The sequence below is a fragment of the Stenotrophomonas bentonitica genome, from assembly GCF_002887735.1.
Lineage (GTDB): Bacteria > Pseudomonadota > Gammaproteobacteria > Xanthomonadales > Xanthomonadaceae > Stenotrophomonas > Stenotrophomonas bentonitica_A.
Genome location: NZ_PKQP01000007.1, coordinates 70,432 through 93,031, shown reverse-complemented (window position 1 = coordinate 93,031; position 22,600 = coordinate 70,432). Strand labels below are relative to the sequence as shown.

General features: G+C 68.0%; 18 protein-coding genes and 1 pseudogene. 7 read left to right on the top strand and 12 right to left on the bottom strand.

Annotation, left to right across the window (positions count from 1 at the left end):
* Positions 1–33: 33 nt before the first annotated feature.
* Entirely contained in the window at positions 34–1,014 is a 981-nt protein-coding gene (locus tag C0R07_RS13835; RefSeq protein WP_070426931.1) for a sensor domain-containing protein, read from the bottom strand.
* The gene (locus C0R07_RS13830) at positions 1,011–1,376 is read right to left on the bottom strand and encodes a PadR family transcriptional regulator (protein ID WP_102789176.1); all 366 of its coding nucleotides are present in this window, start codon (positions 1,374–1,376) and stop codon (positions 1,011–1,013) included. Before C0R07_RS13830 ends, C0R07_RS13835 begins: the two co-directional genes overlap by 4 nt.
* A gap of 149 nt (positions 1,377–1,525) precedes the next feature.
* On the opposite strand from C0R07_RS13830, the gene C0R07_RS13825 reads away from it, so the two are divergent.
* Positions 1,526–2,425, top strand: coding sequence for a peptidylprolyl isomerase (locus C0R07_RS13825; RefSeq protein ID WP_102789175.1), 900 nt, complete (start codon positions 1,526–1,528; stop codon positions 2,423–2,425).
* Positions 2,426–2,504: 79 nt separating this feature from the next.
* Here the strand turns inward: C0R07_RS13825 and C0R07_RS13820 are convergent, their stop codons facing one another.
* Entirely contained in the window at positions 2,505–3,383 is an 879-nt protein-coding gene (locus C0R07_RS13820; RefSeq protein ID WP_102789174.1) for a DMT family transporter, read from the bottom strand.
* Positions 3,384–3,542: 159 nt separating this feature from the next.
* On the opposite strand from C0R07_RS13820, the gene C0R07_RS13815 reads away from it, so the two are divergent.
* Entirely contained in the window at positions 3,543–4,493 is a 951-nt protein-coding gene (locus C0R07_RS13815) for a LysR substrate-binding domain-containing protein (RefSeq protein ID WP_102789228.1), read from the top strand.
* Between the two features lie 87 nt (positions 4,494–4,580).
* Positions 4,581–4,874, top strand: a complete 294-nt coding sequence (locus C0R07_RS13810) for a hypothetical protein (RefSeq protein WP_019184421.1) — start codon at positions 4,581–4,583, stop codon at positions 4,872–4,874.
* 45 nt (positions 4,875–4,919) lie between these two features.
* Here the strand turns inward: C0R07_RS13810 and C0R07_RS13805 are convergent, their stop codons facing one another.
* On the bottom strand, positions 4,920–5,690 hold the full coding sequence (locus tag C0R07_RS13805; protein WP_083279873.1) for a DUF4349 domain-containing protein: 771 nt from the start codon (positions 5,688–5,690) through the stop codon (positions 4,920–4,922).
* A 156-nt stretch (positions 5,691–5,846) separates the two neighbouring features.
* Here C0R07_RS13805 and C0R07_RS13800 point away from each other — a divergent pair, with 156 nt between their 5' ends.
* A complete protein-coding gene (locus tag C0R07_RS13800) occupies positions 5,847–7,655 on the top strand; it encodes a DUF885 domain-containing protein (RefSeq protein ID WP_102789173.1) in 1,809 nt (602 codons plus the stop codon).
* 128 nt (positions 7,656–7,783) lie between these two features.
* Here the strand turns inward: C0R07_RS13800 and smrA are convergent, their stop codons facing one another.
* Complete coding sequence (gene smrA, locus C0R07_RS13795; protein ID WP_070473305.1) at positions 7,784–9,616, bottom strand: multidrug efflux ABC transporter SmrA; 1,833 nt, start codon at positions 9,614–9,616, stop codon at positions 7,784–7,786.
* An 89-nt stretch (positions 9,617–9,705) separates the two neighbouring features.
* Positions 9,706–11,283 carry a serine hydrolase gene (locus C0R07_RS13790; protein WP_070473307.1) on the bottom strand — a complete coding sequence of 526 codons (1,578 nt, stop codon included), beginning with the start codon at positions 11,281–11,283 and terminating at the stop codon, positions 9,706–9,708.
* Between the two features lie 111 nt (positions 11,284–11,394).
* Here C0R07_RS13790 and C0R07_RS13785 point away from each other — a divergent pair, with 111 nt between their 5' ends.
* Positions 11,395–11,835 (top strand): VOC family protein, encoded by a 441-nt coding sequence (locus C0R07_RS13785; protein WP_019184426.1) that lies wholly within the window; start codon positions 11,395–11,397, stop codon positions 11,833–11,835.
* On the top strand, positions 11,832–12,650 hold the full coding sequence (locus tag C0R07_RS13780) for a DUF72 domain-containing protein (protein ID WP_102789172.1): 819 nt from the start codon (positions 11,832–11,834) through the stop codon (positions 12,648–12,650). Before C0R07_RS13785 ends, C0R07_RS13780 begins: the two co-directional genes overlap by 4 nt.
* Positions 12,651–12,654: 4 nt before the next feature.
* Here the strand turns inward: C0R07_RS13780 and C0R07_RS13775 are convergent, their stop codons facing one another.
* Entirely contained in the window at positions 12,655–13,311 is a 657-nt protein-coding gene (locus C0R07_RS13775) for a Pr6Pr family membrane protein (protein ID WP_070473311.1), read from the bottom strand.
* A gap of 77 nt (positions 13,312–13,388) precedes the next feature.
* Here C0R07_RS13775 and C0R07_RS13770 point away from each other — a divergent pair, with 77 nt between their 5' ends.
* On the top strand, positions 13,389–14,336 hold the full coding sequence (locus C0R07_RS13770; RefSeq protein ID WP_019184429.1) for a DMT family transporter: 948 nt from the start codon (positions 13,389–13,391) through the stop codon (positions 14,334–14,336).
* A gap of 49 nt (positions 14,337–14,385) precedes the next feature.
* Here the strand turns inward: C0R07_RS13770 and C0R07_RS13765 are convergent, their stop codons facing one another.
* The 5 genes and pseudogenes from C0R07_RS13765 to C0R07_RS13745 all read right to left on the bottom strand — a co-directional run bounded on the left by C0R07_RS13765 (position 14,386) and on the right by C0R07_RS13745 (position 22,588).
* On the bottom strand, positions 14,386–15,456 hold the full coding sequence (locus C0R07_RS13765) for a GGDEF domain-containing protein (RefSeq protein WP_019184430.1): 1,071 nt from the start codon (positions 15,454–15,456) through the stop codon (positions 14,386–14,388).
* Between the two features lie 68 nt (positions 15,457–15,524).
* Positions 15,525–16,247 carry a pseudouridine synthase gene (locus C0R07_RS13760; RefSeq protein WP_019184431.1) on the bottom strand — a complete coding sequence of 241 codons (723 nt, stop codon included), beginning with the start codon at positions 16,245–16,247 and terminating at the stop codon, positions 15,525–15,527.
* 56 nt (positions 16,248–16,303) lie between these two features.
* Positions 16,304–17,938 (bottom strand): sensor domain-containing diguanylate cyclase, encoded by a 1,635-nt coding sequence (locus tag C0R07_RS13755; RefSeq protein ID WP_102789171.1) that lies wholly within the window; start codon positions 17,936–17,938, stop codon positions 16,304–16,306.
* A 102-nt stretch (positions 17,939–18,040) separates the two neighbouring features.
* A pseudogene (locus C0R07_RS20250) lies at positions 18,041–20,469 on the bottom strand (putative bifunctional diguanylate cyclase/phosphodiesterase).
* A 175-nt stretch (positions 20,470–20,644) separates the two neighbouring features.
* A complete protein-coding gene (locus C0R07_RS13745) occupies positions 20,645–22,588 on the bottom strand; it encodes a DEAD/DEAH box helicase (protein ID WP_070473318.1) in 1,944 nt (647 codons plus the stop codon).
* Positions 22,589–22,600: the final 12 nt, after the last annotated feature.

Here is a 22,600-nt window from a genome sequence, read left to right as displayed (position 1 = left end):
TTGGTCGTCACCCTCGCCATCCTCGTGTCCCGTTTACAACCGCACCAGCAGATGCTTGGCCATCATTCCGTGCAGGCGGCCGATGCCGCGGGCCAGGTGCAGCGTGGCGAACAGCAGCAGCACGCCGACCACGGCCAGCAGCGGCGTGACCCAGACCGGCAGCATCTGGATGCCGTCGATGTGGATGCCCACGTAGTCGCTGGAGAACAGCGCCGCCACCGGCGCCCAGATGAAGCCGATCGAGGTCGACAGCAGCGTGGTGGCGATCGTGAAGTAGACGATGCCCAGCGGCAGCATCAGCACGAAGTACAGCAGGGTCAGCCAGGTCCGCCCGTCGGTGAACATGTCGCCGATGCGCTGCAGCCAAGTGCGGCTGCGGTCGGAGTACGTCGGCCGGCGCGGCATGCGCTCGCCCAGCAGCGCTTCCACCAGGCGCCCTTCCAGCAGTGACAGCCCGCGCACCGAGCCGAAGAACAACACCGCCACCGGGATGCCGATGATCAGCACCATCAGGCCCAGCGACAGCGACAGCCCGGTCACCACCCAGGTGAAGAAAAACGTGCCGGTGGCCAGCGACAGCAGCATGTAGAACAGCGCGCCGTAGGTGCGCGCCTCCAGTGCGACACCGAAGAAGCTGGCCAGCGCAGAGCGCGGCCTGGGCGGGGCATGCGGGGGCGGCACGGCGCCCATGCCGGGGCCGCTGGGCGCGGCCTGGCGCAGCGGTGCCGCGCCGGCGCTCGGCGTGCGCAGCGCGCGGTTCACCGTGATCTCGGTTTCGCGGTAGATCTCGGCAACCTCTTCCGGCGCCCCGTAGCTGCCGGCGACATCGGCGATCACCTCGGCCTCGCTGCGGCCCGGCTGCGCGGCCAACTCCGAGCGCAGGTACTCCTCGGCGTCGTAGAGCGCGTCCTGCACCATGGCCGGATCGGCGTCGTGCAGTGCCGCACGCAGCTGCGCCAGATACGCGGGAATGGTGGTCGGCAAGGCCCGACCGGCCACGGATTCGATGTTCATTCGGTTACCCCTTCCAGGACGGAATCGACGGAATCACGGGTGGCACGCCACGCGGCGGTCCAGTGCCGGAGCACTTCGCGCCCCGTGTCATTGATGCGGTAATAGCGACGCGGCGGACCGGCCACCGACGGTTCAACATGGCTTTCCAGCAACCCGGCCCCTTCCAGGTTGCGCAGCACCGGGTACAGCGCGCTCTGCTTGCCGCTCAGCACCCCCTCGCCGACCCGCTCCAGCTCCTTGGCGATCAGGTAGCCGTACAGCGGCTCGCCCGCCCTGGCCAGCACCGCCAGCAAGGCCAGGGAGACCGTGCCGGAGCTGAGCTCTTTCTGGAACTTCTTGAGATGGACCTCGGGGTCGCTCATGGCGGTCTCCGCTATCGTGGAGTCCACACTAGTCCGAAGTTCGCTATAGCGGATGTGTCGTTAGTCACCGTGCCGGTTGGGCAGGCCGGGTGGCGGTGGCCGACGTGCTTCGCGCACAATCGGGGAACACCTTCCTGAACGGGTCTGCCATGTCGCCACGTCGTCCTGCCCTGCTTGCCCTCGCCCTGGCCTGCCTGCTGCCCCCCGGGGCCAGTGCGGCCACGCCCTACCGCAGCCCGCAGCAGATTCTGGACGCCTCGCCGGACAGCGACTGGCGTACACCGGACCCGGCCAACCTGCTGTACATGAACCTGCCCACTGGCCGGGTCATCATCGAGCTGGCCCCGGCATTCGCGCCGCAGCATGTGGCCAACATCCAGACGCTGGCCCACGAGCACTTCTGGGATGGCGAAAGCATCTACCGTGCACAGGACAACTTCGTGGTGCAGTTCGGCGATGCCGACGCTGATGATGCCGCCAAGGCAAAGCCGCTCGGCAGCGCCAAACGCAAGCTCCCCGCCGAGTTCCAGCGCGACAGCAAGGGGCTCACGGTCAGCCTCCTGCCCGATCGTGACGGCTGGGCCGACCAGACCGGCTTTGTCGATGGTTTCCCGGTGGGAAGGGACCGCAAGGACGGCAAGACCTGGCTGGCGCATTGCTATGGCGCGCTGGGCGCTGGTCGCAACAACGAGGAAGACAGCAGCATCGGTGCCGAGCTGTACGTCGTGACCGGGCAGTCACCGCGCCAGCTGGACCGCAACATCACCCTGGTCGGCCGCGTACTGCAGGGCATGGAGCTGCTCAGCGCGCTGCCGCGTGGACCGGCACCGATGGGCTTCTACACCGACCCGGCGCAGCGCACCGCGATCCAGTCGATCCAGCGCGCCAGCGATGTCCCGGCTGCGCAGCGACCCAGACTGCAGGTGCTGCGCACCGACTCCAGGACCTTCGCCGAGGCGACCGAAGCGCGCCGCAACCGCGTCGACGATTTCTACAAGCGCCCGGCCGGTCACATCGACCTGTGCAACATCCCGGTGCCGGTGCGCTGAGGATGAGATAGCCGACGCGTCAGCGTCCGGATGCCTCGGTGGAGCCACCCCATGGGTGGCTGCACGCGGACCCGACGGCCTATCGCTGCGACACCGCCACGCTCCCAAGAATCAACACGCCCGCGATGATCATCGCGCCGGTCACCGGTTCGCCCAGGAACAGCCAGGCGAACAGGGCGCCGAACATCGGCACCAGGTAGGTCACGGTCGAAGCGCGGGCCGGGCCGATGCGGGCGATCAGGCGGTAGAACATCAGGAACGCCAGGCCGGTGCAGACCACGCCCAGCGCGATCGCGCAGGCCCAGGACAGCATCGGGATCGGTGCGGCCGGCCAGTGGGTCAGCGCCATCGGCAGCAGCAGGATCGCCGCGCAGCCCAGCGTGGCACCGGCAGAGGCGGCCGGCGGCAGGCCGGTCATGTGGCGCTTCACCAGGTTGACGCCCAGCCCGTACAGCAACGCGGCCAGCGCACCGGCGACCACCGCTGCGCCGATGCTCAGCCCGGCGACCTTGGCCGTGGCCAGCACGACCACGCCGGCAAAGCCGACCAGCAGGGCGATCGCGCGGCGCACGCCGATCTTTTCGCCGAAGAACAGGAAGGCAATCAGCGCGGCAAACAACACGGTCATGGCATTGCAGATCGCGCCGATCGCGGCCGGGGCGCGTTGTGCGGCCCAGGCGAACAGCACGAACGGAATGGCCGAGTTGATCACCCCGATGGGCGCCAACCACAACCAGCGCCGCGCCGGGAACTGCACCCGCGCCTGCCACAGGAACGGCAGCAGCACCAAGGCACCAAGCAGCAGCCGTACCTCCACCAGCGCATAGGGCCCGAAGGCGGGCACGGCCACGCGCATGAACAGGAACGAGCAGCCCCAGATCGCGCCGAGCACGGTCAACTCCAGCGGCGTGCGCCAATCACGATCCACGCTGCCCGCCGCCAGCGGCGCCCCGCTCACGCCGGGTCTCCGCAAGGACGCTGACACGCTGGAGTAGCGGTAAAGGACGGCAACATGCGCGTGGATCCGGAGAGGAAGGGCGACAGCATCCGCCTGCCGTCACGCGCCCACAAGCGCGTAGTATCCGTGCAAGCCACAAATATGATTTGGGTCTCGACCATGATCCTTCGCCCTGCCCTGCTGCCCGCGCTGGGGGTGTTCGCGGTGGCTGCACGCCATCAGAATTTCGCCCATGCCGCCCAGGAGCTGCACCTGACCGCCAGCGCGGTCAGCCACCATGTGCGCCGGCTGGAAGAGCTGCTGGGCACGGTCCTGTTCCAGCGCCACGCGCGCGGCGTGCGGCTGACCGCCGAGGGACGCCAATTGGCCGATGCGGCGGCCGCCGCGCTGAGCGATCTCAATGCCGTGGCCGGCAACCTCCACCCGCAGGCGGACATCGTGCCGCTGCGGGTCACCACCATCCGCTCGCTGTCGTACTGCTGGCTGATCCCGCGGTTGCCGCGCTTCACCCGACAGCATCCACGCATGCGCATCGAGCTGCAGACCAGCACGGAGCTGGTGCGCTTCGACGAGAGCGGCCCGGAGCTGGGCATCCGTTACGGCCTGGGCCAGTGGCCGGGCATGACCGCGCACCACCTGATGGACGATGAACTCTGCCCGGTCGCCTCGCCGGCATTGGCGGGGGTTTCGGCGCTGCGCGACGCCGCGCAGATCGCCGCGCTGCCCCTGCTCAGCGACATGTCCCCGCAGGGCTGGCGCGACTGGTTCCGCGCTGCCGGTGTCCGCGGCCTGGACCTGCCCTCGCTGCACACCTTCAGCGACAGCACCGATGCGATGCGCGCAGCGGTGTACGGCATCGGCGCGGTGCTGGCGCGCAAGCACATCGCGCAACCCTATCTGCAGCGTTACGAACTGGTGCGCCTGCCTGGCCCTGCGCTCAAGGCACGCTACGCTTACTACGTGGTGCACGCCGAGCACCGTCCGCTCAGCCCGACCGCGCAGGCCTTCATGGATTGGCTCAAGCGCGAAGCGCTGGATGAGCGCACCCCGCTGCCGACCCTGCCTGACGAACTGCTGGGCCTGCCACCCGCCGACCCGACGCGCGACTGAACCGGACACCACGGCCCAGCGCGCATCCTCACCCGACCTTTTCCGCCCGCTGGCTAGGCTGGAGTCCCTTTCCCCGAGGCTCACCCCATGGCCCTGTTGCGACTGCGAATCACCGGCACCGAAGACGATGCGCGTGCCATCACCGACCTGCTGCAGAGCATCGAGGGGATCGAACACGTCGAAGAAACCGACGACCTGATGCCGCACATGGACGACGACGATTCCAGCTCGGCCGGCCTGTCCGATGACATCGGCCCGGGCACCCACGAACTGGAAGTGGAAGTCGGCAATGCGCTCGGCGCCCAGCGCGTGCGCGACGCCGTGCAGGAACTGGCGCTGGAGCTGGACGTCTTCGTGGAATACGAGCAGGACGAAGGCTGACTCGACCGTCGTGCCGCGCTGTCACGCGCGGCACGACAGGCAGGCTCAGCGTGCGGCCGCCGCAGCCTTGCGTCGCTTGCGGCGGCGCCACAGCGCCACGACCACGGCACCGACTGCCCAGGCCACCACACCAACCGGCAGCAGCGCGGCAACCGCGCGGATCACGAACGCGATGCTGGTGGTGACGATGGAGCCGAACTCACTGACCGCCTTGCCGATCTCGCTGCGGCTGCGCTGCCCGGCCGGGCCTTCGAAACGCATCGTGACCAGCTGGGTATCGATCCGGCGACGCTGCTGCGCGGCGTCCTTGTTGGCCTGTTCCAGCCCCGCTTCAATCTCGGCCATGCGCTGTGAGACCGCCAACAGATCGGCAACCTTCATGTCGCTGCGCTGCTGGTACGCCTGCAACTGGGCATGCTCCTTCTGCAGCCGCGCCTGGGTCAGCGCGGTATCGGCCACCTGCTGGGCAAGATCTTCGGCATGGGTATTGCGCGAGGCCACATCGCCGCCTTCACCGGCCAGGGCGATGATCGGCTCGACACCCTTGGGCGCGATGCGCACGCGGATCGAGCCGGAGCGGGTCTCACCGCCCTCTTCGCCCACCTGCAGCACGGCGCAGTCGCCGAACCGGTTGCTCTGGCACGCCTCGGACACGGCCTTGACCCGCTCGCTGATGCGCTTGGCATCGAGCTGGATGCGGAGGTCATGTTCATAGGCCAGGAACGCACCCTCCGGCGAGGCAACCGCTCCGGCGGCCGCATCGGCCGCGTAATCCTGTCCGCCGCGGCCACAGGCCACCAGGCCCAACAACAGCATCCCTGCCAGCCCGGCGCGGGCCCGTCGTGTCCATCCAGTCACAGTGCAGCTCCAGTCAATGCGATGATCTTCACGGCGCATGGTAATCCAATGGCACGGGGACAACGGGGGCCATCGGCCCTATGCTCGGGGATTGTCCCCAGTACAGGAACACCGATGCGCCAGCATCTGCTTGCCCTCGCCCTGATCGCCGCCCTTGGTGGCTGCCAGCAGGCCGACTCCCCTGCGCCCGCCACCGGCACCGAAACGGCTGCCCCCGCCGGCGATGCCGCGGTCGATACGGCCTTTGCCGATCTGTCCAAGCGCGCCCTGGACACCTGGATGCAGCTGTCCCCGATCAGCGCCACGCAGATCGGCGACCACCGCTATGACAGCGAGATCGATGACCTGAGCGCCGCCGGCCAGCAAAAGGTGCTGACCGCGTACAAGGCCCTGCTCGCCGACCTGGACAAGATCGACGTGAGCAAGCTCTCGCGCGAGAACCAGGTGGACGCGGCGATCCTGCGCAACCAGCTGCAGTCCGAAGTCTGGACCGCCGAAGTGCTGCAGTCGCCGAAGTGGGACCCGCAGATGTACAACGGCATGGCCGGCAGCGCGCTGTACGGCCTGATGGCGCGTGAGTTCGCGCCGCTGCCCGAGCGCCTGAAGTCGGCCACCGCGCGCATGGAGAAGCTGCCGCAGATCTTCGCCCAGGCCCGTGAGAACCTGGACCCGGCCCGCGTGCCGAAGATCCACGCCGAAACCGTGGCCAAGCAGAACCGCGGCATCCTGAGCATCGTCGATACCTTCATCACCCCGCATATCGGTGAGCTGCCGGCCGAAGACCAGAAGCGCCTGCAGGCGGCGATCGAGGGCCTGAAGAAGGCCGTCGAGGAGCAGCAGACCTGGCTGGAGAAGACCCTGGTGCCGAATGCCAAGGGCGACTTCCGCATCGGCGCGGACCTGTATGACCAGAAGCTCAAGTTCGCGCTGAACTCCTCGCTGTCGCGTGCCGAGATCGGCGAGCGCGCGCGTGCCGAACTCAAGCGCGTGCGCCAGGACATGTACGGCATCGCGCAGACCGTGCTCAAGGACAAGCCGGGCGCCCCGGCGCTGCCGGCCAACCCGAGTGACGAGCAGCAGCAGGCGGCGATCGAAGCCGCGCTGGAGCTGGCCTATGCCGACAAACCGGCCCGCGACAAGGTCGTTGAAGACGCCAAGGCCGCGCTGGAACAGTCCACTGAATTCGTGCGCAGGCATGACCTGATGACGCTGCCGGATTCACCGGTGGACATCATCCTGATGCCGGAATTCCAGCGCGGCGTGGCCGTGGCCTACTGCGATTCGCCGGGCCCGCTCGACAAGAACCTGAAGACCTTCTACGCGGTCTCGCCGATTCCCGACGACTGGACCGACAAGCAGGTCGATTCGTTCCTGCGCGAATACAACAGCCGCATGATCCACCTGCTGAGCATCCACGAAGGCACGCCGGGCCACTACCTGGAAGGCTGGCACTCGGGCAAGTTCCCCTCCACGCTGCGCGCGGTGCTGCGTTCGGGCCTGTTCGCCGAAGGCTGGGCGGTCTACACCGAGCGGATGATGCAGGAGCAGGGTTACCTGGACAACGATCCGCTGTTCCACCTGGTGCAGCTGAAGTTCTACCTGCGCACCATCTCCAACGCGATCCTGGACCAGGGCGTGCACGTGGACAACTGGACGCGCGAGCAGGCGATGCACCTGATGACCCACGACGCCTTCCAGCAGGAAAGCGAAGCCTCGGGCAAGTGGGTGCGTGCGCAGCTGACCTCCGCGCAGCTGCCCACCTACTTCGTCGGTGCGCAGGAGCACTTCGACACGCGCAAGGCCGTGCAGGACAAGCAGGGGGCCAAGTTCAACCTGAAGGCCTACCACGACCAGATGCTGTCCTACGGCGCGCCGCCGGTGCGTTTCGCGCGCCAGCTGATGCTGGACCAGCCGATCGAGTAAGTACTGCCTGGTTCCTCGTCAGACAGGCAAACGGCCCGGGGTGACCCGGGCCGTTTCTTTATCTGCACAGCGCCCGTGGATGCAGGTAACGGGCACGTGGGGCGAGTGCGACGTGGGTGAATCGAGGGTTACGCGTCGGCGGCCACGAATCCACCGGTCTGCCGCGCCCACAGACGGGCATACAAGCCGCCGGCCGCGATCAGTTCGGCGTGCGTGCCGGTCTCCACGATGCGGCCATGGTCCATCACCACCAGCCGGTCCATGCGCGCGATCGTGGACAACCGGTGCGCGATCGCGATCACTGTCTTGCCGGTCATCAGTTCGTCCAGGTTGTCCTGGATCGCCGCTTCCACTTCCGAATCCAGCGCCGAGGTCGCCTCGTCCAGGACCAGGATCGGGGCGTCCTTGAGCAGCACCCGCGCGATCGCGATGCGCTGGCGCTGGCCACCGGACAGCTTCACCCCGCGTTCGCCGACGTGCGCGTCGTAACCCTGCCGTCCTTCGCCATCACGCAGGGTGTCGATGAAGGCCGACGCCCGTGCCTTGGCCACCGCGGCATGCAGCTGTTCCTCGGTCGCGTCCGGGCGGCCGTAAAGCAGGTTGTCGCGGATCGAGCGGTGCAGCAGCGAGGTGTCCTGGGTGACCACGCCGATCTGGCGGCGCAGGCTTTCCTGGGTGACACCGGCGATGTCCTGGCCGTCGATGCGGATCTGCCCGCTCTCCAGGTCGTACAGCCGCAGCAGCACGTTGACCAGGGTCGACTTGCCGGCACCGGAGGGGCCGACCAGACCGATCTTTTCACCGGGCTTCACCTGCAGGTCCAACCCGGCGATCACGCCACCGCTTTTGCCGTAGTGGAAATGGATGTGATCGAAATGCACGGCGCCCTGGCTGACCACCAGCGGCACGGCATCGGCGCGGTCCTGCACGGTGAGCGGCTGGGAGATGGTGGTGATGCCGTCCTGCACCGTGCCGATATCCTCGAAGATGCCGTTGATCGTCCACATGATCCAGCCGGACATGTTGTGGATGCGGATCACCAGGCCGGTGGCCAGGGTGATCGCACCGACCGTGATGTGCCCGCCGTTCCACAGCCACAGCGCCAGGCCGCAGGTGCCCACGATGAGGAAGCCGTTGACGATGGCGATGGTGACTTCCAGCCCGGTGGTGACCCGGGTCTGGCCGCGGTGCTTGACCGCCAGTTCGTCGATCGCCTCGGCCACGTAGGCCTGCTCGCGGCCGCCATGGGCGAACAGCTTCAGCGTGGGCACGTTGGTGTAGCCATCCACGATGCGGCCCATCGCCTTGGAGCGCGCCTCCGAGGCGATCCACGCGCGCTCTTTGGCCCGCGGCACGAAGTACCACATGATTACCGCATAGCCGGCCATCCACAGCCCCAGCGGAATCATCAGCCGCCAGTCGGCCTGCGCGAACAGGTACAGCGCGGTGCCGGTGTAGACGATGATGTACCAGAGCGAATCGACCATCTGCACGGCCGATTCGCGCAGCGAGGTACCGGTCTGCATGACCCGGTTGGCCATGCTGCCGGCGAAATCGTTCTGGAAGAAGCTCAGGCTCTGCCGCACCACGTAGTTGTGCATCAGCCAGCGCGAGCGGTTGCTCAACCCCGGCACGATCGCCTGGTTGACCAGCAGGCTGTGCAGCGAGACCAGCAGCGGCCGCGCAATCAGGGTGATGCCGGCCATCCACATCAACGTGTTGGCATGCCGGGCGAAGAAGTCGCTGCCGGGCTGCTCGGCGACCATGTCGACGATGCGGCCCAGGAAATCGAACATCGCCACTTCCACCAGCGCCAGCAGCAGCCCGGCGATCAACGTGGCCAGCAGCACCGGCCACACCGGACGCAGATAGTGGATGTAGAACGGCACCACCTTGCGCGGCGGCATGCGCCCATCGATCGGCGGGAAAACCGGAATCAGCGATTCGAACCAGCGGAACATCGCAGTGCACCGAAAACAAAACAGGCCGCGATTATCCCACCGCGGCCTGCCCTTTTACTCTCACCTCCATCACACGCCGGCGACGGGGTTCAGCCCTTGGTCTCCGGCGCGATCGGGGTCAGCAGCAGGTCCTGGAAATCGAAGCTGAAATCGGTCAGCGACGACACCGCCTGCATGCGCACCTCGCGGACCTTGCCGTCCGGATCCAGGCTGAAATTCACGAAGGCATCGGCATTGAGCGAACGGTCGTCCCAGCGCACCAGGAAGGTGTCGTGCTGCCAATGTTCCAGCGTGCCGATCAACTGCGCGGTCCTGCCGAAGCGCAGGCGCAGTTTGCCGCCCTGCTGTTCAACGAATACGTCGCCGTACCACGCGTCGCGGTAACCGCCCGCGTAGCGTGCCAGCGGCAGCGACGGCGTGGATTTCGCATCGCGCGCCGCCTGGTGCCTGGCCCAGCCCTCGTCCGCCTTCTCCTGCGACTTGGCCACGGCGGCCGCATAGGCGGCGACCCAGTCGGTGGCCGGCGCCTGCAGGTAGGCGTCCAGCGCTTCCATGGTGATTGCGTTGAAGGCGGCACCCACTTCCTGGTTGGTCAGCACCACGATGCCGAGCTTGTGCTCCGGCACCAAGGTCACGCGCGAGACCATGCCGGGCCAGCCGCCGGTGTGCCAGACCAGCTTCTGGCCGCGGTAATCACTCAGGCTCCAGCCCTCGCCATAACCGGCGAAATTCGGCCGTGCCGCCGCAAGCTGCGGCACGCTCGGCTCGGGCACGACCTGCGGGGTGATCATCTGCCACATCGCCTGCTGGGTCTTGGCGGTGAACAGCGCCTGGCCGTTCTCCAGCGTGCCCTGGGCCAATTGCACGTTCATCCAGCGCGCCATGTCATGCACGCTGGAATAGATGCCGCCGGCGCCGGCATTGTTGGACCAGGTCAGCGGTGCGACGGTGCGCAGCTGGCTGAAATCGTACTTGGCATGACCGACCGCGGCGTTGTCGCCGGGCTGCAGATGATCGGCGTTGTAACGTGTGCCGCGCATCCCCACCGGGGTGAAGATGTGCTGCTGCAGGAAGTCTGCATAGGTCTGCCCGGAGACCTGTTCGATCACCTGCTGGGCGACCGCGTAGAGAATGTTGTCGTAGGCGTAGCGATCACGGAACCCGGCCTTGAGCGGCACCTTGCCCAGACGCTGCACCACCTCTTTGTTGCTGTAGGAGGTGGTCGGCCAGAACAGCAGGTCGCCCGCGCCCAGGCTCAAGCCACTGCGATGCGAGAGCAGATCGCGGATCCGCATTTCGCCGGTCACATACGGATCGGACATGCGGAAGCCCGGCAGATGATCGATCACGCGATCGTCCATCTTCAGCTTGCCCTGCTCGGCCAGCAGGTTCAGCGAGGTCGCGGTGAACGCCTTGGTGTTGGAGGCAATCGCGAACAGCGTGTCGGCCTGGACCGGCGCCGGCTTGCCCAGCTCGCGCACACCGTAACCGCGTTCCATCACGACCTTGCCGTCCTTGACCACCGCCACGGCGATGCCGGGGATGTCGAACTCGGCGCGGGCCCGTTCGATGGTGGCGTCCAGCCGCTGCAGTTCGGCCGGCACGGCGGCCGATGCCAAGGGTGCGCATGCGAGCAGCACGGCGCCTCCGATCCAGGATGTGTTCAAGCAGTGTCTCCGGTTGCGTGTGGCGGGGGCGTCGAAGGTGCCGATGCCCCGGTTTCGCACGATGGTAACGCGGGCCGGATCAGGCTCGCCTGTGCCAGAAGGAGGCCCGCCATGACCGCGCCCGCGCAGACCACCGCTACGATCATTCCCTGCCTGCGCTACCGCGATGCACACGCCGCCATTGCCTGGCTGCAGCGCGCGTTCGGGTTCCAGCAACAGGCGGTGTACGCCGAGGGCGATATCGTCCACCACGCCCAGCTGGTGTATGGCCACGGCATGATCATGCTCGGGTCGGTCGACAACGCCAGCGAATGGGGCCGCTACAGCGTGCACCCCGATGAGGTCGGCGGCCGCCAGACCCAGACGGCCTGCGTGATCGTGGCCGACCCGGATGCGCATCATGCGCGCGCGGTTGCCGCCGGCGCCCGGATCGTGATCGACATCGCCGACCAGCCCTATGGCGGCCGTGGCTATGCCTGCCGCGATCCGGAGGGCTACCTGTGGTGGTTCGGCAGCTACGACCCGTGGGCCGGCCACGCGGGCGGCGCATGAGCGCACCGCCCGGCATCATCCGCACCGGTATCGGCGGCTGGGTCTTCCCGGCATGGCGTGGTGGCACCTTCTATCCGGCCGGGCTGCCGCAGCGCGAAGAGCTGGCCTATGCCAGCGAGCAGCTCGGCTGCATTGAAATCAACAGCACCTTCTACCGCGCGCAGAAGCCGGCCATCTATGCACAGTGGCGCGAACAGACGCCCGAGGGTTTCCGCTTCTCGGCCAAGGCGCCGCGCACGATCACCCAGACCCATGACCTGACCACCGTCGGCGAACGTGCCGAGCGCTTCATCGAGGGTATCAGCGCGCTGGAGGACCGGCTGGGGCCGCTGATCTGGCAGTTCGGCGAAAACCATCCGGCGACCGCGGCCGAGTTCGATGCGTTCCTGGGCATGCTTCCGCGCAAGGTTGGCGGCGAGCGCCTGCAGCACGCGCTGGAGGTTCGCAACCCGGCTGCCTGGACACCGGACCTGCTGGCTGCTGCCCGGGCGCACGGCGCCGCGCTGGTGTTCAGCGGCTCGGACGATTACCCCAGCTTCGCCGACCCGACCGCGGACTTCATCTATGCGCGGCTGATGCGCTCACGCGCCAACCTGCGTGCCGGCTATCCAGCGCGGGCGATGGAGCAGTGGTGCCTGCGTGCGATGCGCTGGGCGCGCGGCGAGGACAATGCAGACCTGCCCCACCTCGCCGCCGACGTGCCCGCGCAGTCGCCGCGCGAGGTCTATGTGCTGTTCATTGGCGCCGCCAAGCAGCGCAATCCCGGCGCGGCGATGGCCCTGCGCGACCAGCTGCGGCAGCTCGGCGGCGGCTGACCGTTCACCGCTGCCGGCGGCGCGCCGCGAGCGCCGCATCCAGCCACCACAGCAGGGCACCGGCCACAATGAACACCACCGCCACGGCCAGCACATTGCGCGCGACCAAGCCGATGCCCAGCGCGCCCAGGTCCAAGAACGGGTACGGGTACTGCCCGCTGAGCCGCCCGACCAGCAGCGCCCAGCCCAGATAAACGATCGGAATCGCCAGAACGCCGGCCAGCCCGCGCCGAGGCAGCCGGCCGTGCGGCCCGGCCAGCCAGCCCAGCAGATACATCACGGGCACCGCGTAATGCAGGCCGGCATCGGCCCACCATTGCGCGCCCTGCGGGTGCCACAGCGGACGCAGGATGATCACGTAGATCAACCCGGTGATGCCGATGAACAGCGCCACTGCCACGCGCGGGACCGGCGCGGCCAGGCCAGTGCGACGGCCGCAGGCCAGGGCAACGCAGACCACGGCCACCCCGATGTTGCTGAGGATGGTGAAGTAGCCCAGGTAGCGCAGCGTCGCCTCCGCTGCACCCGGGCCGGGGATGCGCAGCAGCAGGTGATACTGCAGCAGCAGCGAGGCCACTGCGACCACGGCGGTGAGGCCGGCCCAGGCGCGCAGCGCGGGTGGCGTTGTGGGGGCAAGGGAATCGCTGTGCAGAGGTGTCATGGGCGCAGGATGCCACGGCCCGGAAAAGATCACGTGGAAGGCGTCCGCCACGTCGCGGCTTGTCGCACAATACGCCGATGCCGATGACCGATACCCGCAGAGCCCTGCTGCAAATCCATTTCTGTGTGCTGCTGTGGGGCGTCACCGCCATCCTCGGCAAGCTGATCACCCTGCCCGCCCTGCCCCTGGTGTGGTGGCGCATGCTGCTGGTGGTGGCCATGCTGGCGCTGGTGCCACGGGTGTGGCGCGGGCTGCGGCAACTCTCGCCGCGATTGGTCGCCGGGTACTGCGGCGTCGGCGCGCTGGTCGCGCTGCATTGGCTCACCTTCTATGGCGCCGTGAAACTGGCCAATGCCTCGGTGGCCGCGACCTGCATCGCGCTGGCGCCGGTGTTCACGGCGGTGATCGAACCGTGGGTGGCCAAGCGACCCTTCCAGTTCCGCGAGCTGGCCTTCGGCATCCTGGTGCTGCCCGGCGTCGCACTGGTGGTGGGGGGCGTTCCCGATGGCATGCGCCTGGGCGTGCTCATCGGCGCACTGTCGGCATTGCTGGTGGCCGTCTTCGGCTCGCTCAACAAGCGCCTGGTCAGCCATGCCGACCCGCTCACCGTGACCGCGCTGGAACTCGGCGCGGGCACGCTCACCCTGACCCTGCTGGCGCCGGTGCTGCCCTTCCTGCTGCCAGCGCTGGCCAGCGACCTGTGGGTGATCCCGGACCTGCACGATGGCCTGCTGCTGTTGGCCCTGGCCGGTCTCTGCACGCTGCTGCCGTTTGCGCTGGCCCTGGTCGCGCTGCGCCACATCAGCGCCTACACCTCCCAGCTGGTGACCAATCTGGAACCGGTCTACGCGATCCTGCTGGCGATGGTGCTGCTCAGCGAGCAGCGTGAGCTGACGCCGCTGTTCTACGCCGGCGTGGCGATCATCGTCGGGGCGGTGTTCCTGCACCCGCTGCTCAACCGCCGTCGGAAGGTGCAGCACCCGGAAATCCTGGCAACCTCGGAAGCGCGCAACATCGCCGATTGAGCGCGCGTACCGGCCAACACCCGGCACGCCACGGACAAGGCCGTGCGCTTCAGTCGGCGCGCAGGACCCGGTTGCGGCCCTCGCCCTTGGCCCGGTACAACGCCGCGTCGGCCCGTGCCAGGGTCTGCTCGATCGCATCGCCATGGCGGTGCGCGGCCACCCCGATACTGATCGTCAACGGCAGGCCCAACGGCAGGTCGGCCACCGCCATGCGCAGGAAATCACACTGCAACTCAGCGGTGGCCAGCGGCGTATCGGGCATCAGCACTACGAATTCTTCGCCACCGTAACGCGCGGCCAGGCCGTGCCCGGCGAAATGCGCACGCAGCAGCCGGGCCAGTTCGGCCAGCACGTGATCGCCGGTGGCATGGCCGTAAAGATCGTTGACGGTCTTGAAGTGATCGATGTCCAGCAGGGCGACGGCCGTGGCGCGTGGCTGGCCGTCGGCGTCCACCACCGCCGCTTCCAGCGCAGTGCTCATCGCACGGCGGTTCGGCAGGCCGGTAAGCGGATCGGTGCGGCTCTGTTCGGCCAGGTCGGCGTTCTGCTGTTCCAGCAGTTCGTTGTACTCGGCCAGGCGCTGCTCGTACCAGGCGCGGTCGGTCATGTGCTGCTGTATCTCGTGCGCGTAGCGGCGCAGCTCCATCACCAGCGAGACCTGCCGGGACAACGCGGACAACGCATCGCGCTGGCCCGGGCTGAGCTGCCGGGGCGCCGCATCGAACACGCACAGGGTGCCCAGTGGCAGCCCCTCGCTGCTCAGCAGCGGCGCACCGGCGTAGAAGCGGACGTGCGGGTCATCGACCACCACCGGGTTGTCGAAGAAGCGCGGATCGTTGCGGGCATCCTCGACCACCATCACCTGGTCCGGCTGCAGGATGGCGTGGCCGCAGAAGGAGATGTCGCGACTGGTTTCGGCGGCCTCCAGCAGCTGGCGCGCCTTGAACCACTGGCGGTCCTGGTCGACCAGGGTGACCGCGCCCATGCGCGTGCCGCACAACGCCGTGGCGATCGTGACCAGATCGTCGAACGACCGCTCGCGGGGGGAATCCAGGATCTGGTAGCGCTGCAGCGCCAGCAGGCGCTGCGCTTCGTTGTCCGGCTTGGACGGCTTGATCATCGTGGCAGGCAGTAGCGTGTGCCTGCGCAGTCTAGCCCGAGTATCGCGCCATCACGTGACGCACAGCATCACCAGTCCAGCTGTTTGGGCAGCAGGCCCTTGAGCTCGGCGTCGGTGAGGTTGCGCCACTGGCCCGGCTTGAGCGCCCCGAGTTTGATGTTGTCGATGCGCACGCGGCGCAGCTGGGTGACCCGGAAGCCGAACGCAGCCGCCATCAGGCGGATCTGGCGGTTCAGGCCCTGCTGCAGGGTGATCCGGAACCCGAACTTGGCCAGCTTGCTGGTCCGGCACGGCAATGTGACTTCGTCACGGATGCGCACGCCGCGGGCCATGCCACGCAGGAACTCATCGGTGACGGCCTTGTTGACCGCGACCATGTATTCCTTCTGGTGGCCATTTTCGGCGCGCAGGATCTGATTGACGATGTTGCCGTTGCTGGTGAGCAGAATCAGACCTTCGGAATCCTTGTCCAGGCGGCCGATCGGGAAGATGCGCTGCTCGTGGCCGACGAACTCCACGATGTTGCCCTTGACCGAGCTTTCGGTGGTGCAGGTGATGCCCACCGGCTTGTTCAGCGCGATGTAGACGTGCTTGCGGCCACCGGCCTTCTTCGCTTCACGGGCGCGCAGCGGCTGGCCGTCGACCAGCACCACGTCCTGTTCGCCCACCACCGCACCGGTACCGGCCGGATGGCCGTTGACGGTGACGCGGCGCTCGCCGATCAGGCGGTCGGCTTCGCGGCGGGAACAGAAGCCGGTATCGGCGATATGCTTGTTGAGTCGGGTTGTCATCGGCCCATTATCGGGCAAAAGGTGGCCGCCGCTGCGTTTTTCCGCGTGCCGGTGGTTCAGGCCGGCAATGGATCGCAGGCGGTCGTGGTGCGTTCGCCGTCGTGGATCTGGTTGCGGCCGTTGCGCTTGGCGCAGTACATGGCGTGGTCGGCCCGGCGCAGCAACCCGGCCAGATCGTCGCTGCCCGGCTGGAGTACCGCCAGGCCGATGCTGGCCGAGACGGTCAGGCCCGGGATGCCCAGCGTCTGGGTCACCGCCGCCACCTGCTGACGGACCGTCTCCAGCCGGGCCACGGCCGCAGCATGGCCGGCACCGGGCAGCAGCACCAGGAATTCCTCACCGCCCATCCGGATCACATCGTCATGGTTGCGCACCGAGCCGCGCAGCGCGCGCGCCACCGCGACCAGCACCTGGTCGCCCACCTCATGCCCGAACTGGTCGTTGATGTCCTTGAACAGATCGATGTCCAGGAAGCCGATCGCCAGCGCATGCGGCTGCTGGCGCGCCCGTTCCAGGTACTGCGCGAGCAGCCGCAGGCCGGCGCGACGGTTGGGCAGGCCGGTGAGCACGTCGGTGTCGGCCAGCTGGCGCATTTCATCGCGCTGGCGGCGCAGCCTGCCCAGCCGGAGATTCAGGGCGTAGGCGGCCATCATCAAGAACCAGGTGGCCGACAACTGCAGCGCTTCGATCCGATAGGCCATCAGCCAGCGCGCGTCCAGCGCGTCGGCCCCGATCATGATCCACCAGGGGGCCAGCGCGGCCAGCCCCGGCAGCGCATGCGCATCGCCCCGCCACAGCCCCCACAGGCCCGCACCGAGGCACAGCGTGCAGACGACCAGGAAACTGCCTTCCAGCGCTGCCGCCCCGGCGCTCAGCCCGTCCAGCCCCCAGAGCGGCACGCTCAGCCCGAGCGCGATCAGGCCCCACAGCACGAGGTGCTGTGCCGGACGCGAGCGCGGCCAGCGCCGGTCACCGCCGGTGAGGCGCCACAGGATCGGCAGCAGCAAGGCCTGGCTGAACGCGGTGAGTGCGATCAGCCACCAGGAGGCGCGGTCGTGCACCGGCAACCACGGCTCGGGATAGCCGCTCAGCCCGCCAAGCACCGCCTGCCAGAGCACGAACACAATGCAGGCGCCGACATACACCAGGAAAGACCGGTCGCGGGTGGTGGCCCAGCCCATCAGCGCAGACAGCGCCAGGGCGATCGCCACGGCGATGCAGGCTGCGCGCACCAGCAGCCGGGCGGTGTCGTTCTGCTGCACCGGACTGGGCGCGCCAAGCTGGATGGTCGGTACCCAGCGCGGCTTCAGCGGCCGGGTCCAGGACACCACGATCGGCTCGTGATCGCCGGCCTTGGGCACCACCACCAACCCGACCCCGGCCCGGAAGCGCGAATCGCGCGTGCGGGCATCGTGCATGCTGCCGCAGATCTCGCGGTCGCCATGGCTGATGCGGACCTCGCCGGTGAGGACCCCGAATACGTCCACGGCCTGTGGCTTGCCCGACCAGCCGGCGGCGGGCGCCGGGATCGAGAGCACTTCCTGGTGGCGTGCCAGTACATCCGGCGCGCAGGCGCGCTGCGGCGTCACCTCATCGGTGGCCCCGCCCAGCAACAGGAAGTCCTGCCCCACGCGCGGCGCCGCCTGCAGGCTACAGGGCAACAGCCACAGCAGCACCAGCGCGAACGCCATCCACCCGATTGAGTCACCGCCCCCGTTGCTCACACCTGCGTCCTGCCCGCCCGTGTTCGTCCGCGCACACCGTGTCCGGAACCGTCGGCGGCGATTATCGCATCATGGCATGCCCCGCCAGGCGTCGGAGGACAGGCCCGCGCGCACCGGCCGTATCGCCAGCTGGGTCATCCGCTCCAGCGGGATCGGGCGCTCGATCGCATACCCCTGCAAACCCTCCACGCCCATCTGCGCCAGCTGGTCGGCCACCACCGCCGATTCGACCCACTCGGCGACGACCATCATGTGCAGCTCGCGGCCCACCTCGGTGATCGCGCGCACGGCGGCGCGGTTGACCGGATCCACGTTCATGTCGCGCACGAACACGCCATCGATCTTGAGCATGTCTGCCGGCAACTGGCGCAGATAGCCGAACGAGGACAACCCCGAGCCGAAATCATCCAGCGCCATGCGGCAGCCGCGCGCCTTGACCGCGTCGATGAAGGCACGCGCCTGGGCCAGGTTGCTGACCGCGGCGGTTTCGGTGATTTCAAAGCAGAGCTTGCGGGCCAGGCCGCGGTTGCGTTCCAGCAGATCGGTGACGAAGGCCAGGAAGCTGGGCTCGGCGATCGACTGCGCCGACACGTTGACGTTGCACAGGCCCAGTTGCTGCACGTGGCTCGGGCACACCTGCAGATGCCGGAACAGCAGCGACAACACGTGCCGGTCCAGCGCCATACCCATGCCGTAACGTTCCACCGCGCCCATGAACTCGGCCGGCCCCTGCAGGGCACCCTCCGGGCTGCGCATGCGCACCAGCACTTCGTAGTGCAGGAACTCCGGATCGCCGACCCGCTCGATGCGCTGGGCATACAGCAGCATGCGGTTCTCGGCCATCGCGCTGGAGACATTGGCCAAGCGCTCGGCTTCGCGCCGACGTTCGTCCAGCGCCATGCGGCTTTCGTTGTAGCAATGCACACGGTTGCGACCGGCCTCCTTGGCGGCATAGCAGGCGCTGTCGGCCGCGCTCATCAGCCAGTTCACATCCGGTACCTCGGCAGTCACTTCCACCACGCCGACGCTGCAGCTCACCCGGGGGGCGCCGTCGCCGTGATGCAGGCTGACCTGGCCCAGCGTGCGGATCACCCGTTGCAGCACCTGCTTGGCCTCGTCCTGGCCGGCGTTGGCCAGGAACAGGGCAAACTCGTCCCCGCCCAGGCGGCCCACCCAGTCGCCATCGCGCACGGCGCCGACCAGGTAATCGGCGAAACTGCGCAGCAGCTGGTCGCCCGCGGCATGGCCGAGCCCGTCGTTGACCAGCTTGAAGTAATCCAGATCGATGTAGCACAGCGAGTGGATCCCGCCCTCGGCGCGTACCGCCACAGCGCCTGATCGAGCAGCCGCTCGATCTCGCGGCGGTTGATCAGCCCGGTCAGCGGGTCATGACTGGCGTGGTGTTCCACTTCCCGCGCCAGCGCATGGTTCTGCGAGACATCCTCCACCAGCGCGAACACCGCCGGCGCGCGCCCCCGGGTATGCACCACCGTCCCGCTCCAGCGCCCCCACATCAGGCTGCCATCGGCGCGCAGGAAGCGCAGCTCGCCCGGGCGCAGCTGGCGTGGCCAGTCGATCCGGCCGCGCTCGTCCAAGACCAGCTCCCCCTCCACCAGCAGATCGGCCAGCGACAGGCTGAGCAGCGCCTCACGGCGATGGTCGAGGATATCGGCCATGGCCTGGTTGGTCTCCATGATGCCGCCCTCCTCGTCGAGCTTGAGCATGCCGACCGTGGCCTGGTAGAACGCCGCGCGGAACCGGCTTTCCTGCTCGGTCAGGTCGTTGCGCACACGCCGCGCGAGCAGCACCGCGATCAGCGTGATCGCCAGCACCGACAGCCCCCCGACGATGAAGGTGGTCATGCGCACCATCGCCGCGGTATGCAGCAACGCGCTGGAGAACGCCCGCGCCTGGTTCTGCATGTCCACGTCCAGCGCCTGCACCCGGCGCAGCAGTGCCTGCTGTACCGCCGGGGTCAGGCTGCCGGCGGCATGTCCGGCCTGGACCCGGTCGGTGATGGCCACCAGCTGCAGCAGATCGTCGTCGGTGTCGCGCCACAGGCGCACCGCGTCGCGGAAATACGGCTGATCGCGCAGGTAGCGATACGACAGGATCAACCGGTTGATGTCGCCGCGGGCGTTGCCGCCTTCGATGAAGCCCCGGCGTGCGGCGGCGATGTCCGGGGCGGCCTGTTCCAGTGCACGGCGGGCGATGAGGTCGCCCAGCGGCACCCGCAGCTCCTGCCGGGTCAGCGCAAGATCGGCCGGATCGGCCGAGGTGATGTACCGCGACAGCGCGTGGGTGGCCTGTTGCTGGCCGCGCGACCAGTGGCTCTGGCCCATGATCCATGCGGTGGAGGCCGCCTGCAGCTCCTGGATCAGGGCGGAAATGCCGACCAGGCCGATGGCCATGCCGGTCAACAGCACGAAGCGCAGGGTCAGGCCCCGCATGGAATACGGTATCGCGGTGCCGCCACTCTCCCTGCGACCTCCATACATCGCCGATCCCCCCCGGGGCTGCGGATGTGGAAACTCATTCCATTGGAGCATGGTCCAACCCGCAGGCTAGGGCCAGTGTTGTTGAGACGGCGCGAAACCGGCAGCCAGGGACGCGGGGGCCGGAAACGACGACGCCAGCCCGGAGGCTGGCGTCGCGTCGATCACCCGAGGGGGATCAGAAGTTGCGCGGACCGCGCGGCTTGAAGCCATCACGGCGCGGCGGACGGTCGTTGCCGCCGGGACCGCTGCGCGGGCCACCCGGACCACGCGGCTTGCCCTGGCCGAACTTCGGCTTGAACGCCGGACGCGGCGACGGGGTCAGGTCTTCACCCGGCTCGACCTTGCGCATCTGAAGCTGCTGGCCCGAGACCCACACCTTCTTCAGGTGGGTCAGCAGGTCCTGCGGCATTTCGGCCGGCAGGTCCAGCACCGAGAAGTCGTCGTGGATGTCGATGCGGCCGATGAAGCGGCTTTCCAGCCCGGCTTCGTTGGCGATCGCGCCGACGATGTTGCCCGGCTTCACGCCGTGCACGTGGCCCACTTCGATGCGGAAGGTTTCCATGCCCGGCTCGGCGGCACCGCGCGGGGCGATGTCACGGCGCGGGGCGCGCTCGAAGCCGCCTTCGCTGTTGCCGAAGTCGCCTTCCGGACGCGGCGGGCGCGGGCCGCGGTCGTCTTCACGACGCGGGCCACGCTCGAAGCGCGGCTCGAAACGGGCCGGGCGCTCGCCACGGTCGTTGCTGCGCTCGTTGCGCTGGTGCGGCGCACGCTCTTCACGGGCACCACGCACCGGCGGGGTCAGCAGGAACGGCGAATCGCCCTGCAGCAGCTTGGCCAGCGCGGCGGCGATGTCGATCGCCGGCACGTTCTTCTCGCCTTCCAGCTTCTGCAGCAGGTCGCGGTAGAACTCGGTACCACCGGCATCCAGGACATCGCTGATGCGGCTCATGAACTTGGTGATGCGGGTATCGTTGACCGCATCCACGCTCGGCAGCTGCATTTCTTCGATCGGCTGGCGGGTGGCGCGCTCGATCGCACGCAGCATGCCCTTTTCGCGCGGGGTGGCGAACAGGATCGCGTCACCGGTGCGGCCGGCACGACCGGTACGGCCGATGCGGTGCACATAGCTTTCGGTGTCGTACGGGATGTCGTAGTTCAGCACGTGGCTGATGCGCTCCACGTCCAGGCCACGGGCAGCCACGTCGGTGGCCACCAGGATGTCCAGCTTGCCTTCCTTGAGCATGCCGATGGTGCGTTCGCGCTGGGCCTGCTGCATGTCGCCGTTGATGGCGGCCGCGGCCAGGCCACGTGCCTGCAGCTTCTCGGCCAGCTCTTCGGTGGCCGCCTTGGTACGCGAGAAGATGATCATCGCGTCGAAGGGTTCCACTTCCAGGATGCGGGTCAGCGCGTCCAGCTTGTGCATGCCGCTCACCCACCAGTAGCGCTGGCGGATGTTGGCCGAGGTCGTCGTCTTGCTGACGATGGTGACTTCAGCCGGGTTCTTCAGGTAGGTCTGCGCGATGCGGCGGATCTGCGACGGCATGGTGGCCGAGAACAGGGCGACCTGGCGGGTCTCCGGCAGCTTCTTCAGCACGGCTTCGACGTCGTCGATGAAGCCCATGCGCAGCATTTCATCGGCTTCGTCCAGCACCAGCGTCTTCAGCTCGGACAGGTCCAGGGTGCCGCGCTCGAGGTGATCGATCACACGGCCCGGGGTACCGACGATGACGTGCACGCCACGGCGCAGGGCCTGCAGCTGCTGGCCATACGGCTGGCCGCCGTACACCGGCAGCACGCGGAAGCCCGGAATGCCGGAGGAATAGGTCTGGAACGCCTCGGCGACCTGGATGGCCAGTTCGCGGGTCGGTGCCAGCACCAGCACCTGCGGCTTGGTCTGGTTGAAATCGAGGTTGGACAGCACCGGCAGTGCGAAGGCGGCGGTCTTGCCGGTACCGGTCTGGGCCTGGCCCAGCACGTCACGGCCTTCCAGCATCGCCGGAATGGTGGCGGCCTGGATCGGCGAGGGGGTTTCGTAACCGACGGTGGCGACGGCCTGCATGACAGCGTCGGACAGGCCGAGATCTGCAAACCGCAGCGGCGTGGTGGAATCTTGGGACATGGGGAACTCCGA

Excerpts from the sequence above, each read along its gene's own strand:
- C0R07_RS13825 (WP_102789175.1), top strand. The coding sequence starts at position 1,526 with ATGTCGCCACGTCGTCCTGCCCTGCTTGCCCTCGCCCTGGCCTGCCTG.
- C0R07_RS13830 (WP_102789176.1), bottom strand. The coding sequence starts at position 1,376 with ATGAGCGACCCCGAGGTCCATCTCAAGAAGTTCCAGAAAGAGCTCAGC.
- C0R07_RS13805 (WP_083279873.1), bottom strand. The coding sequence starts at position 5,690 with ATGCTGTTGTTGGGCCTGGTGGCCTGTGGCCGCGGCGGACAGGATTAC.
- C0R07_RS13780 (WP_102789172.1), top strand. The coding sequence starts at position 11,832 with ATGAGCGCACCGCCCGGCATCATCCGCACCGGTATCGGCGGCTGGGTC.
- C0R07_RS13755 (WP_102789171.1), bottom strand. The coding sequence starts at position 17,938 with ATGGCGTTCGCGCTGGTGCTGCTGTGGCTGTTGCCCTGTAGCCTGCAG.
- C0R07_RS13745 (WP_070473318.1), bottom strand. The coding sequence starts at position 22,588 with ATGTCCCAAGATTCCACCACGCCGCTGCGGTTTGCAGATCTCGGCCTG.
- C0R07_RS13760 (WP_019184431.1), bottom strand. The coding sequence starts at position 16,247 with ATGACAACCCGACTCAACAAGCATATCGCCGATACCGGCTTCTGTTCC.
- C0R07_RS13815 (WP_102789228.1), top strand. The coding sequence starts at position 3,543 with ATGATCCTTCGCCCTGCCCTGCTGCCCGCGCTGGGGGTGTTCGCGGTG.
- C0R07_RS13765 (WP_019184430.1), bottom strand. The coding sequence starts at position 15,456 with ATGATCAAGCCGTCCAAGCCGGACAACGAAGCGCAGCGCCTGCTGGCG.
- C0R07_RS13785 (WP_019184426.1), top strand. The coding sequence starts at position 11,395 with ATGACCGCGCCCGCGCAGACCACCGCTACGATCATTCCCTGCCTGCGC.
- C0R07_RS13835 (WP_070426931.1), bottom strand. The coding sequence starts at position 1,014 with ATGAACATCGAATCCGTGGCCGGTCGGGCCTTGCCGACCACCATTCCC.
- C0R07_RS13770 (WP_019184429.1), top strand. The coding sequence starts at position 13,389 with ATGCCGATGACCGATACCCGCAGAGCCCTGCTGCAAATCCATTTCTGT.
- C0R07_RS13775 (WP_070473311.1), bottom strand. The coding sequence starts at position 13,311 with ATGACACCTCTGCACAGCGATTCCCTTGCCCCCACAACGCCACCCGCG.
- C0R07_RS13800 (WP_102789173.1), top strand. The coding sequence starts at position 5,847 with ATGCGCCAGCATCTGCTTGCCCTCGCCCTGATCGCCGCCCTTGGTGGC.
- C0R07_RS13810 (WP_019184421.1), top strand. The coding sequence starts at position 4,581 with ATGGCCCTGTTGCGACTGCGAATCACCGGCACCGAAGACGATGCGCGT.
- smrA (WP_070473305.1), bottom strand. The coding sequence starts at position 9,616 with ATGTTCCGCTGGTTCGAATCGCTGATTCCGGTTTTCCCGCCGATCGAT.